General features: G+C 58.5%; 12 protein-coding genes. 2 read left to right on the forward strand and 10 right to left on the reverse strand.

Annotated features, from left to right (window positions below):
* Positions 1 to 237 precede the first annotated feature (237 nt).
* The 5 genes from AEQ63_RS20555 to puuE form a co-directional block, all read right to left on the reverse strand.
* Positions 238 to 1557, reverse strand: a complete 1320-nt coding sequence (locus tag AEQ63_RS20555) for a urate hydroxylase PuuD (protein WP_064364560.1) — start codon at positions 1555 to 1557, stop codon at positions 238 to 240.
* Between the two features lie 51 nt (positions 1558 to 1608).
* The gene (locus AEQ63_RS20560; protein WP_039763801.1) at positions 1609 to 2112 is read right to left on the reverse strand and encodes an ureidoglycolate lyase; all 504 of its coding nucleotides are present in this window, start codon (positions 2110 to 2112) and stop codon (positions 1609 to 1611) included.
* Positions 2113 to 2260: 148 nt separating this feature from the next.
* Positions 2261 to 3256 (reverse strand): allantoicase, encoded by a 996-nt coding sequence (gene alc, locus AEQ63_RS20565; RefSeq protein WP_042608506.1) that lies wholly within the window; start codon positions 3254 to 3256, stop codon positions 2261 to 2263.
* 86 nt (positions 3257 to 3342) lie between these two features.
* Positions 3343 to 3858 carry a 2-oxo-4-hydroxy-4-carboxy-5-ureidoimidazoline decarboxylase gene (uraD, locus tag AEQ63_RS20570; protein WP_064364561.1) on the reverse strand — a complete coding sequence of 172 codons (516 nt, stop codon included), beginning with the start codon at positions 3856 to 3858 and terminating at the stop codon, positions 3343 to 3345.
* Positions 3855 to 4781 (reverse strand): allantoinase PuuE, encoded by a 927-nt coding sequence (gene puuE, locus AEQ63_RS20575; protein WP_064364562.1) that lies wholly within the window; start codon positions 4779 to 4781, stop codon positions 3855 to 3857. Before puuE ends, uraD begins: the two co-directional genes overlap by 4 nt.
* 419 nt (positions 4782 to 5200) lie before the next feature.
* On the opposite strand from puuE, the gene uraH reads away from it, so the two are divergent.
* Complete coding sequence (gene uraH / locus AEQ63_RS20580; RefSeq protein ID WP_041479332.1) at positions 5201 to 5554, forward strand: hydroxyisourate hydrolase; 354 nt, start codon at positions 5201 to 5203, stop codon at positions 5552 to 5554.
* Positions 5555 to 5680: 126 nt separating this feature from the next.
* On the opposite strand, the gene AEQ63_RS20585 is transcribed toward uraH, so the two are convergent.
* The 5 genes from AEQ63_RS20585 to AEQ63_RS20605 form a co-directional block, all read right to left on the reverse strand.
* A complete protein-coding gene (locus tag AEQ63_RS20585; protein WP_152972398.1) occupies positions 5681 to 7534 on the reverse strand; it encodes a hypothetical protein in 1854 nt (617 codons plus the stop codon).
* Between the two features lie 90 nt (positions 7535 to 7624).
* Positions 7625 to 11149, reverse strand: coding sequence for a hypothetical protein (locus AEQ63_RS28800; RefSeq protein ID WP_064364564.1), 3525 nt, complete (start codon positions 11147 to 11149; stop codon positions 7625 to 7627).
* Positions 11150 to 11343: 194 nt separating this feature from the next.
* Positions 11344 to 11973: a LysE family translocator gene (locus tag AEQ63_RS20595; protein ID WP_064364565.1), complete on the reverse strand. Its 630-nt coding sequence runs from the start codon at positions 11971 to 11973 to the stop codon at positions 11344 to 11346.
* A gap of 85 nt (positions 11974 to 12058) precedes the next feature.
* Positions 12059 to 13408 carry an NCS2 family permease gene (locus AEQ63_RS20600; protein WP_024012217.1) on the reverse strand — a complete coding sequence of 450 codons (1350 nt, stop codon included), beginning with the start codon at positions 13406 to 13408 and terminating at the stop codon, positions 12059 to 12061.
* A gap of 288 nt (positions 13409 to 13696) precedes the next feature.
* A complete protein-coding gene (locus tag AEQ63_RS20605; protein ID WP_064364566.1) occupies positions 13697 to 14143 on the reverse strand; it encodes a MarR family winged helix-turn-helix transcriptional regulator in 447 nt (148 codons plus the stop codon).
* Positions 14144 to 14224: 81 nt separating this feature from the next.
* On the opposite strand from AEQ63_RS20605, the gene AEQ63_RS20610 reads away from it, so the two are divergent.
* Positions 14225 to 15391 carry an aminotransferase-like domain-containing protein gene (locus AEQ63_RS20610; protein WP_064364567.1) on the forward strand — a complete coding sequence of 389 codons (1167 nt, stop codon included), beginning with the start codon at positions 14225 to 14227 and terminating at the stop codon, positions 15389 to 15391.
* The last annotated feature ends 125 nt before the right edge of the window (positions 15392 to 15516 follow it).

Below are 15516 nucleotides of genomic sequence, written 5' to 3' on the forward strand. Positions count from 1 at the left end.
GTGCGCGGCGTACGCACCGACAGGCTACTCCACCTTTTTCTTTTTTTTTATTTTGTGATTCACCGCGCCGGGTTGCCTATGGTTTTTTTGTGTGCTTCGGTTGGGGGGGAGAGGCCGCGGCCCGGGGTGGGGCGGCGGAGCCCCCCTCCTCAAGAGAGGGGGCGCCCTGCGGCCCGCCCGGGGGGGAGCACCCTCCCTCGCCACAAAAGCCTGCTTTTACACAGGCTTTTGTGTGGCTTAGTTGGTCTGCGCTCCCTGGGCAATCCAGGCACCGATCAGGTCACGTTCCTGCTGGGTCATCTGGGTGATGTTGCCCAGTGGCATGATCTGCGTGGTGATGGCTTGCGCCTGAATGCGCGCGGCGTTCTGGCGGATCTGCTCGGGGGTGTCGAACATCACACCGGCCGGGGCTGCGCTGAACAACGGGCTGGTCGGTTTAGACGAATGGCACACCGTGCAACGCTCTTGAATCACGTTGTGCACTTTGTCGAACCCGGGGCCGGCATTCGAGGCTTGCGCTGGCGCTGGCGCTGTTGCAGGGGCTGCCGGTGCAGCAGGTGCCGCCGCTTCAGCCGGTTTCGCACCACCGCCCAGTGCCGTTTCCGGCAGCGGTTGGTATTCGATTTTGGCTGGCGCCTTGGCCACTTCAGGTGCGTTCGACATCGGCGTCGGGCCGGTGACGTAGGCCAGGCTGATCATGCCCACTGCTGCGACCGGCAGCGTCCAGGCAAACTTGTGGCTGTCGTGACGGGTGTTGAAGTAGTGACGCACCAACACCGCCAACACCGCGATCCCGGCCAGGATCAACCAGTTGTACTGGCTGCCGTAAGTGCTCGGGAAGTGGTTGCTGATCATGATGAACAGCACCGGCAGGGTGAAGTAGTTGTTGTGACGCGAACGCAGCAAACCCTTGGCCGGCAGTGCCGGATCCGGCGTGCGGTTCTCGGCGATCGCCGCGACCAGTGCCCGTTGTGCCGGCATGATGATGCGGAACACGTTGCCGACCATGATGGTGCCGATGATCGCGCCGACGTGCAGGTACGCACCCCGACCGCTGAACACTTTGCTGAAGCCATAGGCCGCGGCAATGATCAGGACAAACAGGATGAAGCCGAGCAGGGCGGGCTTCTTGCCCAGGGCCGAATCGCAGAGGAAGTCGTAGACGAACCAGCCGACGATCAGTGAGCCGATACCGATGGCCACGCCTTCAGGACCGCTGAGGCCGCTGCCGGGTGCCACGAGGTAGAGCACCGGGTTGGAGTAGAACACCACGCAGAGCAGCGCGATCCCCGACATCCAGGTGAAGTAGGCTTCCCACTTGAACCAGTGCAGGTTGTCCGGCATGGACGGTGGGGCCAGTTTGTATTTTTCCAGGTGGTAGATGCCGCCGCCGTGGATCGCCCACAGATCACCGGCCAGACCGGTTTTCGGGTTGACGCGGTTGAGGTTGTTCTCCAGCCAGACGAAGTAGAACGACGCGCCGATCCAGGCCACGCCAGTGATCATGTGAACCCAGCGCACGCTCAGGTTCAGCCATTCCAACAGATGTGCTTCCACAGTCTTTACCTCTCGCCTGTCACTCTTGTTGTCGAGTGATCAGACCTTCTCTTATTGGTGGGGGGCGAGGATCAGACGCTCATCCTCTTTGAAAAAATGCTCATCGCAGTTATTGCCTGTGCCACTGCGATCAACCACCAGGAAGTCATCCCGCTTTTCGATCGTCAGCACCGGGTGGTGCCAGACGCCGCGATGGTAATTGATGCCCTGCCTGCCGTTGGTGACGAAGGCGCGGACCAAGCCTGATACAGGTGCATCGCCAACTGGCGCGACCACGATCAGAAAGGGGTTGCCGAGCAGCGGAATGAAAGCCTGGCTGCCCAGCGGATGGCGTTCCAGCATGCAAACGGTCAGCGGCATGTCCTGCGCATCCGCGCGGAAAATGCTGATGATTGCGTTGTCCTCAGGCGTCGCGGTTTCGACCGTCGCCAGTTTGTGGAAGCGCATGGTCGAACCGTTGTTGATCATGAAGTGATCGCTGCCGTCGGTTTCGATCACGTCACCGAAAGGGGCGAAGGCTTCTTTGGTCAGCGGTTCAATCGTCAATGTGCGCATGCTGTTCTTCTTATCCAAAATTCTGTGTTGTTCAACTTGCCAGTGCGTCTTGCGCAATCCCTGTAGGAGCTGGCGAAGCCTGCGATCTTTTGATTTTGTTTTTAAGATCAAAAGATCGCAGCCTGCGGCAGCTCCTACAGACTCAGCATTACTTCGCGACCTTGCCCAATACACGCAAGCGACTCACGCCACCATCCGGGAACACGTTCAGGCGGATGTGGGTGATCGGGCCCAGCGCTTTGATCTGCTCGACGAAGGTGTGCTCGGCGTGCATTTCCAGCTTCTGGCTTGGCAGCAGTTCGCGCCAGAACAGCGACTGGGTTTCGATCTGGCTGTCAGTGCCACCCTTGACGAACGCGCCCTGGATCGAGCAGGTGTCCGGGTAGTTGCCTTTGAAGTGCAGGGTATCGACGACGATCTTCTCGATCTCGCCCGGATGACCCAGGGCGACGATCACCCAGTCATTGCCCGGGGTGCGACGACGCGCGGTTTCCCAGCCATCGCCCATGTTGATGCCACGGCCCGGGTTGAGGATGTTGCTCATGCGCCCGAAGTGTTCGTCGGAGCAGGCGAGGGCGCGGCCACCGTTCAGGGCTGCGGCCAGATCGACTTGCTCGTTGTCACCCACTGCCGACCAGTCGCGGAACGGAATGCCGTAGACACGCAGACGCGCGACGCCGCCGTCCGGGTAGATGTTGAAGCGCAGGTGGCTGAAGGCCTGGTCGTTGCTGATTTCGTGGTAGTGGTGGCTGTTGCCCTGCAGCTCGACGGCCGACAGCACTTCGGTCCACTGGGTGTTTTCATCCGGCTCGCCCGAGGCCAGGAAGCAGGCTTCCAGCGAGGCCGATGGCGGGTAGTTGCCGGTGAAGAATGAAGTGTCGATGTCCACGCCTTTGATCGAGCCCGGTACGCCCAGACGGATCACCGCGCTGTCGTAACCTTCGAAGCGCTTGCGGCGCGACTCCCAGCCGTCCATCCACTTGCCGTTGTCATCGAACACGCCCTCCTTCCATACGGCCGGGGTCGGCTGAAACAGACGATTGGCGTCTGCGAACCAGTCATCGGTGACCGAAATGATCTTGGTGCCCAGACGGGCGTCGGCCAGGTTGACGTATTTTTCGAAAGGTACGGCGTAAGCTTTCATTCTTCTTGTCTGCCTTTGAATTAGTGGCTGGGGATGCTTGCAGGGCCCTGGGCGTTACGCGTTCATTCACGCTCGGGCCAAGCTTGCTAAAGGGTCAGTAAACGGAACAGGGCAATCTTGTTGATCTCCGCCAGCGCGCATTTGAATTCGGCTTCCACCGAATTGTTGATGCGCGTTTCGAACGCCGCGAGGATCTGATGCCGGTTGCTGCCTTTTACCGCCATGATGAAGGGAAACTTGAACTTGGCCTTGTAGGCGTCGTTCAGCTCGGTGAAGCGCTGGAACTCTTCGGCCGTGCATTGGTGAATACCGGCGCCAGCCTGTTCATTGGTGCTGGCTTCGGTCAGTTGGCCCTGGACGGCGGCTTTGCCGGCCAGGTCCGGGTGAGCGTTGATCAGGGCCAGCTGGCTGGCATGATCGGCGCTCAACAGGATATCGCTCATGCGCTGGTGCAGGGTTTCGATCTCGTCGATCGAAGCATCCGCACCGAGGTCGTAGGCCTTTTCGGCCACCCATGGCGAGTGTTCGTATATGTCGGCAAAAGCGTTGACGAAAGCGTCGCGGCTCAGGGTCGACGGTTGCAGGGTTTGAAAGCGGCTCATTTTGCAGTCCCTTGGTACGGGTGGGTTTGCTGCCAGTGGCGCGCGATGTCGACGCGACGGCTGAACCACACCTGTTCATGACTTTTGGCGTATTCGATAAAGCGCTTGAGCGAAGCGAGGCGACCGGGGCGGCCGATCAGACGGCAATGCAGACCGATCGAGAGCATTTTCGGCGCCTCGGCCCCTTCGGCGTACAGCACATCGAAGGCGTCTTTGAGGTATTCGAAGAAATCGTCACCCTTGTTGAAACCCTGCACTTGCGTGAAGCGCATGTCGTTGGTGTCGAGGGTGTACGGGATCACCAGATGCGGCTTGCCGGTCGGGTTGTTCGGTTCCCAGTAGGGCTGGTCGTCGTCGTAGGTGTCGCAATCGTAAAGGAAACCGCCTTCTTCCATGACCAGGCGACGGGTGTTCGGCCCGGTGCGACCGGTGTACCAGCCCAGCGGACGTTCACCGGTGAGTTCGGTGAGGATGCGGATCGCTTCGAGCATGTGCTCGCGCTCCTGCGCTTCGTCCATGTACTGGTAGTCGATCCAGCGGTAACCGTGGCTGCAGATCTCGTGGCCGGCTTCGACCATCGCACGGATCACGTCCGGGTGACGCTGGGCGGCCATGGCCACGGCGAAGATGGTCAGCGGAATGTCGAATTCCTTGAACAGCTTCAGAATGCGCCAGACGCCGGCACGGCTGCCATACTCGTAAAGCGATTCCATGCTCATGTTGCGCGCGCCTTGCAGCGGCTGAGCGGCGACCATCTCGGACAGGAAGGCTTCGGATTCCTTGTCGCCGTGCAGAATATTGCGCTCGCCGCCTTCTTCGTAATTGAGCACGAAGGACAGCGCGATCCGGGCATTGCCCGGCCAGTGTGGGTGAGGAGGGTTACTGCCGTAACCGATCAGGTCGCGTGGGTAGTCAGCGCTCACTGCAGTCTTCCTTCTTGTACGTTGACAGATTGGTGTGGCGGCCTGGCAGGCTGGCGTCACAGCGATGGGCTGATTGTATACAACTTTATTTGCATTTTGTAAGCCTGAATTTTCGCATTTTTCACCGGCCGTCATCTTTTGCTGTTAGCGGTTCAAGCCTGCAAGAAACCTGCCTGACCAGTCAGCTAATGAATAGAAGGTTCAATGATCAGGCGCTTTACTTGCAGATTGGCGATAAACGCCCGGATGGCGGGGGTGAAGCGAAAAATGTCGTTTTTATTGTGTACAATTTTTTTGAAAAGTGTCTTAATCAGTCGCTCGCCGCAACTTTTCGTGCTCCGAATCGGTGCGGTCTCCTTTCACCTGACTTCGGGAGGCGCGAAGTCTGATCGCCCATGGCGGCCAGGCGCGCAGAATCAATGGGACGTTTGACAACACACGTTTTGGACGCTGCACACGGTTGCCCGGGCAGCTCGATCAAGGTCGAGCTGTACCGCGTTGAAGGATCGCACCTGGAATTGGTCGCCAGTGCGACAACCAACAGCGATGGCCGGGTCGATGCGCCGCTGCTGCAAGGCGACGATTATCGCACTGGCGTCTATCAGGTGCAGTTCCATGCCGGCGATTACTACCGCGCCCGCGGTGTGCAACTGCCCGAGCCAGCATTTCTCGACGTGGTGGTGCTGCGTTTCGGTATCTCTGCGGAGCAGGAGCACTACCACGTGCCCCTGCTGATTTCGCCTTACAGCTATTCCACGTATCGCGGCAGCTGACCCCCAAGCAGCAGCCCCACCGGGAAGCGACTGCGCATATAGCTTCTTTGGTCTTTCGCCCGCTCACACTGCGGGCTTTTTTTATTGTTGCAAGATGCCCTCCTGACCGCCGTTCGAGGGCGCTGCTCAGCGCTCGCGGATTATGAACACCGAGTCAGGCTTGCCGGCAACTTTCAATACACCTCCGATCAGCCACACCACTTTGTGTTGCGCAGCGGCCTCGGTGAGAACCTTGAAGGCGTCCTGCCCGATCCGCGCGGGCAAGCTCGGTTCAGTCAGTTCATTGCCGGGCACGTGAGTCAGGCCCGCCTGGTCGATCGCTCCCAGTTTCAGCAGGAAAACCTGATCGTGATGGGCTCGTCTGAACACCAGCGTCGGCATGCGATGTTCATGCGTCAGCGGGAATATGTCGTAGCCGCTGTTTACCAGCAAGGAGCCGAGCAGACGTCTCAGGTTGAGGTCGGAGGGATAGGTTTTGTAATGATTCCAGGCCAAGGGAAACCGCTGCGGATCGAAGGTCAGCCGTTGCAACTCACTGGCCTCCTCGGACGGCATCCGGATCAGCCTTTTGCTGCCGAGATCGATATCAGGCGCCACGGCCAGCATGCTGATCGGGTGGGCCAGTGTCGGCGTCGTCGAAAGTTGCGGGTGCAGCCACTGATGCAGCGCGGTGTGGATATTCATCAGCCCGGTGCCGGTAATGGTCGGCGAGTGATCTGCCAGCTCAAACAACCGTCTGGCAACCGCACGTGCAGTCACGGCGGAGAAATCAGGGAATGCACGAGCAACAGACTGGCTGATCGGCTCTTCGAACAAACGTTTTCCCGTAGGGATTTTGCGCGGATCGCTGTCGGTTCGAAACGTTGCCACGGGCTGCAGCGCGGGCGTGTGGGCCAGCATGTTTTCGAAAGCCTCAAAGTGTGCCGGCACAAACTCCGGGTGACGCAGGAAATACACGTTGGGCGCGAGGTTCGAGCCGATTGGCACGATGGGATAATGCAGCCAGCCAAGCTGCACCGACTCGATGCCTGCAAGCTTGTTCATTTGACCCCATGACAGCCAGAAGTACGGGGTCTGCTGATCAGGCTCGGCTGCCGCGTGCGTTGCCGCTGGTTCGGCTGCGGTTTCCAGCCGTGGCCGTTTGCTCGGCCCGGCCATCGGTTCGTCTGCGTCAGCGATCGGTTGGCGGCCGGACGACGGCGTGTCGTCGAGCTGTGTGCGGCTGGTTTTCTGCCGCCAGAACACGGTGCCCGGGATCTGCTCAAAATAGATATCAGGCGCCTCGTGGCTTGACGCAAATGCCTGCTGATATTCCCCGGCCTTGTTTTGGCGGACCATCACCGTGCCGTCCGCCGTAGTCACAAAGGTCTGCTTGAGCTTGTTGTAGCGGATGCCATCGGTCGCGAGGTCTGCTTTGGTCAGCCCGCTGGCTTGCGAGGGTGTCAGATAGGTCGGGCGGAGTGGGTCAGTTGAGGCGGGCGCGGGCCGGATCGATTGCCTGTCAGGGCGCTGGATGCGCCAGCTTGGCTGTCCTTCGTTGCGCACCAGGGCAGGACCGTGGACGCCGGGTGCGAAGGTCAGCGGCAAATGGTAGTGACCGTGCTGATCCCGTTCGACCTCAAACCGTCCTTGGCCGGCGATTTGTGCATAGGTGCGCTGATCCGGACCGGTGAACAGTCCATTGTCGTCCGACAGCGGAACCAGCTCGTGAATACGTTCCTGCGGCCAAGCGCTCGCGCTGCGTGCCGTGCCGGAATTGTCCACTGGCGGCGGTATCTCGTGAATCCTCACGGTAGGCATGCTGTCGGCTGCTGCAGGGCTGTTCGCGCCACGGCTGACGGGCGTCGGGTCAATGCCCAGCAACAGCGCGTCAGGCATGTCGAGACCGACGCTGTTCCTGCGTGTTGGTGCACCTGCACTTGAAGTGGCGGGCGCGTCGGCTTTTGTCGTGACAGAGATTTTTTTCGGTGGTCTGGCCATTGTGAAAACTCATGAGGTGAGGCGCAGGCGCGCACAGGCGCCTGGCTGAAAGCACTATTCGCTAAGGGATCGATAGACGATATTTCGACGTCAAGCGGGTGGAACGTCGCTCTGTGGCGCGGGTATGAAGATGCCGGATTGGTGACTGCAGCGATTCGTCACCCGCACCTCACAGGCTTCAACGCGTGACTTGTCGGTACGCAGTACCCAGCCGTGGGCGGCGAAGTTGTAACTGAGCGCAGTTGTCCCATCGAAAATCCACTCGGCGTTCCTGACCTTGACCACATTGGCAGCCAATGAGGCGAGCGCTGCTGGTAGCGGTTTCGCAGCATCGGGTGCTTCGAAGAAGCGTGCATCCAGGCCATCCGGGTAGACCCGATCGAACACCAGATCGACCGTATGCACTACGCCGTTCGCAGTGATGACGCGGATCTGATCGATCAGGTCGTCGCTTTCATACACTGGTAGATGAATGGTGCAGGTGCCGATGGATAACCGGTTGTCGGTGAGTTCGATATCGACCGTACCAAGCTTTGTGGCGTCGAGTTCCCACGTGGAGGAATTCGCTAGCCGCACGCTCGCTTCGGCGAGTGCACCGGGTGTCGAAAGTTTAAGGGTCGTGTCGGCAACGAGATGAATCAGGTACGTCGAGCCTTCACCGATGAGGCTTTCCATGGCGGTTTGCACGGTCAGGGCAGTGAGCGTGGCACAGGAGTGTCGATTGCCCATTTCGTGCGCCTGGTTTTCCGGCAATGCATAACTGTAACGCCGTGAGCGAAAAGCCAGGGGCAGGGTCATCGGAGTGATCCACTCCCTTGCCACCGCGTAATCGGAAAACGCCGGCAGGGCATCGGTTTCATCCGTGAGGCCGGCATTCAAGGCGACACCGTCCTTGAAGATCAGCACATAGCGAAAAAACGGCCGGCCCGCCATGGTGCGCAGAATTTTAGTCAGATTGTCATGGTCATCTTCATTACGAGCGGCGGCGAAATAATTCAACTTGATACGTTTATCGCCGAAGTGATAAACGAGATGGCAACCTGCAGTCAGCCGATAGGATTCATGTTTGACGGCAAAGAAATGCGCCTCGGCTTTTGTCAACTCATCGCTGTTGTAGTCCAGATGGATTTTACTGACTATTCCAGGACGAAGTACCGAGTAGAAGGTGGTCATGTTATTAGCGCGCGGCAGGTAGTAACTCGCTTCCTGCTGATGTCTGATCCAGCATTCATCTGCGTAAACGATAATGGGTCTTTGTGGCTGGCCGAGCTTGATAAGGGTTTCGGAAAAATCGGCGGTCTTTTCCTCGGTGACTTTCTCTGGCAGATCAAGTGTGAACTGGTAACCGTCGCGGGTGATGAATGTCAGGTTTTTATTGATCAGTTTCCGTTCATCCGCGTCTTCTTCGTAAACGTCATGGATGGTCAGGATATTCTTCGGGATGTCATCGAATTCGAATCCGGAAGTGATGATCAAGTGGTTACCTGCAATTTTCCAGGAATCAATCAGCTCTTTCTTCCAGTTCAATACGATGTAGCTCGGCTGTTTGCCATCTTCGAAGATCGAGAAGCGCCCCGCCACGTGAGCGATGAAGTACTGGTCGGCACCGGCATCGCCGCAGGCCTGAGCGTCCTTGTGCGACAGGTAAATCTGGTCGTCCCCGGCGCCGGCGTTGATGACGTCGCTGCCGCGCGCCTTGATGATGTTGGGTTGCGCTGTACCGGTCACGATGCTCGCCGCGCTGTCGACGGTTTCAACGTTTTCGATGCTGTCTATCAAGCTGTGGAGGACATATTGCTTGCCCTGTTCGGCAGATGGATCGGTTGAGATGATCTGCAGCGTACCGGCCAGCAAGTCGACGTCATAACCGGTTTTCGCTGTGCGGAAACTCGAATAATGGCCGCCGAGGACCAGTGTGTCGTTGCCATCCGCGCCTCGCAGTGTCGAATGGTGCGTGGCATCCGTGCCTTGTTTGAGAAAGTCCGCCGCATTCTCGAACACGAATTGATCGTCTTTCTCGCCGCCAGCCAGGTCCTTTTTTCCCGACTTGTAATGAAAGACATTCGTTTTTTTTTCGACCCCCTTGATCGAGTCGTCGCCTTCGGTCAGCAGCCAGAGAACGCTCTTGTTCTCCGCTGCAGTGCCCAGGTGCGCACCGGGCGTGTCCTTCGTTACCCCTTCGCGCGCATCGATGGTGTCGTCAGTGCCTACTATTTCCGGGACATGTACCGATTCCCAGGCATCCTGTTTGGTCCACCAGTTCCGCTTCCAGACCTGGGTCGGCCTCAGGCGCACCTCGAACTGACCGTTGACGATGGCTTCGGTGGTGTCCTTGAGAGGGCCATCGAGCAGTTGCCTTGCCGTCGCCTTCAACTTGGCGGAGTGCTGCAGCAAGGTCTTGGCCTTGACGTAGCGATGTTGAATGTTCTGATCGATATCCAGCATGCAGAACGCAAACCATCCGGTGCGCCACCGCTCATCAAGGGTGAGCTCGATGTAGTCATCAATGTCGTCGACGATGCGCACCGCACCATAAACCTGCGAGCCGATAGCGAGAATCGCCCCGGCAGCCAGCCCGACCGGGCCGGCGAACGAAAATCCGACCATCGCCGCAGTCCCAAGGATCACGGTCATGGCCGCGCTGGTAATGCTCAGGCCGGCGCTGACATAGTGATCCATCGCCTCCTTGCCCGTCGCATTCTCGGCGGCATTCATGGATCGCACCGCGGTGTAGATATCGAATGGCAACGTCAAAGCGCCACCGATCAGGCCGCCCGAACGTCCCAGCCTGACCGCCATTCGCGTCCTGGCGAAGTCGCGGTAGGCGTGCTGCCCGGCGGTGAGCATCTGCGTGGCAATTTTACTGACGGTAACGTCGACAGCGATCGAACCCAGTTCGGATGCGATTCCCACGCTGTTTATCGCGATTTCCGTGGTGTTGTCGGCCTTGATCGCATCGACGACTCCGCGCAGGCCCATGAAAATCCCGAAGCCCTGAATGCCGACACTGGAGCCGAGTGCTGCGTAGCTTTTGGTCAATGTTTTCCAGCGCGGATGATGCTTGGGCAGATGCACATGCTGCAGGTCGAGTGCCTGCGCGGCGTTGGCAAGTTTCAGGAGTTTGCGGCGGTAGTTACCCGGACCACCTTCGTCGGTGATGGCTTCGCTGAACAGTGCCGGCGCGGTCAGAGGACGGTGACTGGCCATTTCAAACAGCAGGTTCGGCAACAAGTAAGTATCACTGCCAGTGGCGGTCTTCATCGCGTGTTCGACTTTGTTCAGGTCGAATTGCAGGGCATTGATAAAAGAGCGTTTAAGTACTCGACTGAAAGTATTACGACCATTTAAAGGTTTGCCATCGACCGTCGCGCCCAAGCGGTCCAGCGCTACTCGTGTTATTGATATGTCGCCAATCTGCAATGGTCCGAATATGTTGTCTGCGAACTTCAACTGGTTCGGCTTGGATGAATCTTCAGGTGCGTCAATGGTTGCAGGCTTGCGCTCGTTGCTCTCGAAACGCATATCCGTGACAACAACCGTGTCGGTAACTTTGTGGTTGTTCGGGTCAATTGCCGGATCGGTTTGAATTGATGCTTCATGTATCAAAGTGGCCATGAGAACTTCCTTGTTCAGGCTGTTGTTATCGAATTGCAGCGGATATTAAGGTGCTCTTTTCAGCGCTGTACATAAGGCGGTTGTTGCCATGTATTGCCTGTCAATGATTACAGGCTTGGCGCGCGGTGATTAATTGAAAACAGCACCCTCCCGATTTGAATCCGTTCAGTCGGGAGGGTGGGCCATACGATGTCTTAATGGCTGCTGAGCAATGATGTCGCGCCGGCACCGCCAAACAATCCGGCACTGATTCGGTTGAACCAGCTCTGCCCCTTGCCACTGCGCAGATAACGCGCTGCGCCATGGGCGCCCAGGCCGTAGGCCAGTTTGCAGCACAGATCGAGTACTACCCAGGTCGCGATCATGATCAGCAACTGCGGCAGGAACGCTTGGTTCGCGCTGAGGAACTGCGGCAGAAACGCGGCGAAGAAGAGGATATCTTTCGGATTGCTCGCGCCCAGTACAAAAGCGCGCCCGAATAGCGTGCGGAAGCGTGGCACCGGTGCGGCTTGGGGCACCTCGGCTGCCACTGAAGGCTGACGCGATTGCTGCCAGCTCTGCCAGGCAAGATAGAACAAATACAATGCGCCGACGATTTTCAATGCGCTGAACAGTTGCTCCGAGGCCAGCAGCAAAGCGCCAAGCCCCAGTGCCGAAGCGCTGAGCAGGCAGATAGAGGCAATCACCCCGCCGAGAAACGCCGGGTACGAGCGGCGCAGACCGTAATTCAGACTGTTGCTGATCATCAGCAGCGACAGCGGCCCCGGGATCAGGATTACCACCAGTGCAGCACCACTGAACAGCAGCCAGGTTTCCAGACTCATCGTTTTGCTCCTTTGTTGTTATCGATATGTGCAAAAGCCCCACCGGTGAGGGTGAGGCTGGTTTGAAGCGTGAACCGCGCAGCGATTACAGGAAGATGAACTTGGCGATGAAGATCGCGCAGAGCACCCACAGGCTGACGGATATTTCCTTGTACTTGCCGGTGCCGGCCTTCAACGCCACATAAGTGATGAAGCCCAGCGCGATGCCGTCGGCCACCGAAAAGGTCAGTGGCATCATGATCGCCGTGACGATTGCCGGGATCGCGTCAGTGGCTTCGTCCCATTCGATGTGGGCCATGCCGCCCATCATCAGCATCGCCACGTAGATCAAGGCGCCCGCCGTGGCATAAGCGGGAATCATGCCAGCCAGCGGAGCGAAGAACATGGCCGCTATAAATAGCACACCCACTGTGACGGCGGTAAGACCAGTCCGACCACCAGCAGCCACGCCAGCGGCACTTTCCACGTAACTTGTCACGGGCGGCACGCCGACCACGGCGCCGAATACGCTGGATGCGCTGTCAGCCTTCATCGCTCGGGAAAGGTTCTCGATACGACCGTCAGCGGCGACGAGGTTGGCGCGCTGAGCCACGCCCATCAGCGTGCCGGCGGTGTCGAACATGTGCACGAAGAGAAAGGCCAGCACGACGCTGATCATGCTGACGTTGAACACGCCGGCGACGTTCATTGCCATCCAGGTTGGCGCCAGGCTCGGCGGCGCGGACATGATGCCCTCGTAGTGCACCAGGCCCAGACCCCAACCGGCGAGGGTGACGGTGATGATGCTGATGAGGATTGCACCGAACACGCGGTGGTAACTGAGGATCGCGATCATCAGAAAGCAGATCGCGGCGAGCAGCGGGCCGGGTTCACGCAGCGAGCCGAGCTTGATCAGCGTTGCCGGGCTGTCGACGACGATACCGGCAGTCTTTAGACCGATCAGGCCGAGGAACAGACCGACACCGGCGCCCATCGCAAACCGCAAACTGACCGGAATACTGTTGAGCAGCCACTCGCGAATCCGCGAAAAGGTCAGGAACATGAACAGCACGCCCGAGACGAACACCGCGCCCAGCGCCGTTTCCCAGTTGTAACCCATGGTGCCGACGACGGTGTAGGTGAAGAACGCGTTGAGGCCCATGCCCGGCGCCAGGCCGACCGGCCAGTTGGCATAAAGGCCCATCAACAGGCAGCCGAGTGCGGCAGCGATACAGGTGGCGACGAAGGCCGCACCGTGATCGATGCCGGCATCGGCCATGATGTTCGGGTTGACGAAGATGATGTAAGCCATGGTGATGAAGGTTGTCAGACCGGCAATCAGCTCGGTCTTCACCGTGGTGCCATGCAAGCTGAGTTTGAACAGACGCTCCAGCAGGCCATTGCGTAATGGCGGCGTGAGCTCGAGCGGCGGTGCTTCGGATTTGCGGCTTTCCACAGCGAGTACTCCTCAAGAGTTTTATTGTTATTTCCAGGGCCGGACCCATGAGGGGTGGCAGCGGTCCTTTGAGGCATACGCGAATTTGTTGACCGTGTAGTCAGAAACTCGCACGCAGTGGATTATGCTTTTGTGTACAAATAAAGCAAATATTGTTTTGGGTTTTGTCGACGATTTTTTTGCCGATAGGGATATATGGCTATCAAGCCATTCGCGAGCGGGCTCGCTCCCACCTTTGTATTGCGTTCACATGTGGGAGCGAGCCTGCTCGCGAAAGCGCCTGTTGATTCACTCAAGAGTTTCCAGACTGCCACCCAACGCCAGATTCACCGCCAACCAGCCATTCACCGCCGCTTCGCCAGCCTCGGCAAATACCCGTTCCAGCAATTTCACCTGTTCCCGGCGCAGTGCCTGCTCGAACTTCGCACCTTCCGCCGTCAGCTCCAATAGCCGCTTACGCTTGTCCGTCTGTGAAGCGACACTGTCGACCAGATGCATTTCCTGCAACTGGCGCAGCGGCATGTTCAATGCCTGTTTGCTTACGCCGAGTAAAGCCAGCAACTCCTTCACGCTCAGGTTCGGATAGCGCGCGATGAAAAACACAATGCGCTGATGCACCCGTGAGAGGCCGCGGCGCTCGAGCATTTCATCAGCCTTGGCCGTGAACGCCTGGTAGCCGAAGAAAAACGCTTCCATGGCCTGTTGCTGACTGGTGGGATTTTTAAGGTCAAACATATTGACGTACTCGCTTACGCTGCCGTAATTTCAGTCAAGCAGTTTGACTCATTTTCCGCATGCCTTGCTACGGTGACCTCAATGGCTTTTTCCGAACGTGTCTCACGCCTCAAAAGTTCCTTGATCCGAGAAATCCTTGCGGCGGCCCAGCGTCCGGAGGTGATGTCGTTCGCTGGCGGTTTACCCGCTGAAGCGATGCTGCCGAAAGTGGACTGGGCCGAGATGCCCATAGCGCTGGGCCAGTACGGTATGAGCGAAGGCGAGCCGGCATTGCGCGAGGCGTTGGCGGCAGAGGCGAGGGCGCTGGGCCTTGAATGCCAGGCGAGTCAGGTGCTGGTGGTCAGCGGCTCCCAGCAAACCCTCGATCTGGCAGCCAAGCTTTATATCGATAAAGGCACGGAAATTCTGCTGGAGGCACCGACCTATCTGGCCGCGTTGCAGATCTTCCAGCTGTTCGGCGCCGATTGCCTGACCGTGCCGCAAGAACCCGACGGCCCGAACCTGGCGCAACTGCGCAGTCGTCTCGAGCGGCATCGTCCAGCATTCATTTACCTGATCCCGACTTTCCAGAATCCATCCGCCGTGCGCTACAGCGAGGCCAAGCGCGCCGCGGTTGCCGCATTGCTTGATGAATTCGGCGTCCCTCTCATCGAGGACGAGCCGTATCGCGACTTGACCTTCGACGGTGGCAGCGCAACACCAATTGCCGCCCGCCTGAAAAAAGCCAGTTGGATCTACACCGGTACCGTGTCGAAAACCTTGCTCCCAGGCTTGCGTGTCGGTTACCTGATTGCCAGTGCGGATCTTTTTCCGCACCTGCTCAAGCTCAAGCAATCGGCTGATCTGCACACCAATCGCATCGGTCAGTGGCAGGCGCTGCAATGGATCGGCTCAGAGAAGTATCAGCAGCATTTAAGCGAATTGCGTGATTTCTATCGGCAGCGGCGTGATGCGTTCCAGTTGGCGCTGGAACAACATTTTGCCGACCTGGCTGACTGGAACATGCCCCAGGGCGGGCTGTTTTTCTGGCTGACACTGAAGCAACCGCTGGATACGCGGACATTGCTCGAAGAGACCTTGGCTAACGACGTGGCGTTCATGCCCGGTGAGCCGTTCTTTCCCGAGCCGGACAAACATCATGGGCATCTGCGCCTGAATTTCAGCCACATCGATCCGGCTCGGCTGGATGAAGGGTTGAAGCGATTGGCGGCGGTGGTGCGGCGGGCGCAGATGGAGAGGGCGGCGTGAATATAAATAAAACGGCACAAGGACCGGTTTTTTGTCTGAGATTATGGGGGCCTGTAATGGCCTCATCGCGAGCAGGCTCACTCCTACAGTTGGAATGCGTCCCCCTGTAGGAGTGAGCCTGCTCG

Source organism: Pseudomonas sp. RIT-PI-o, from assembly GCF_001297215.1.
GTDB lineage: Bacteria > Pseudomonadota > Gammaproteobacteria > Pseudomonadales > Pseudomonadaceae > Aquipseudomonas > Aquipseudomonas moraviensis_A.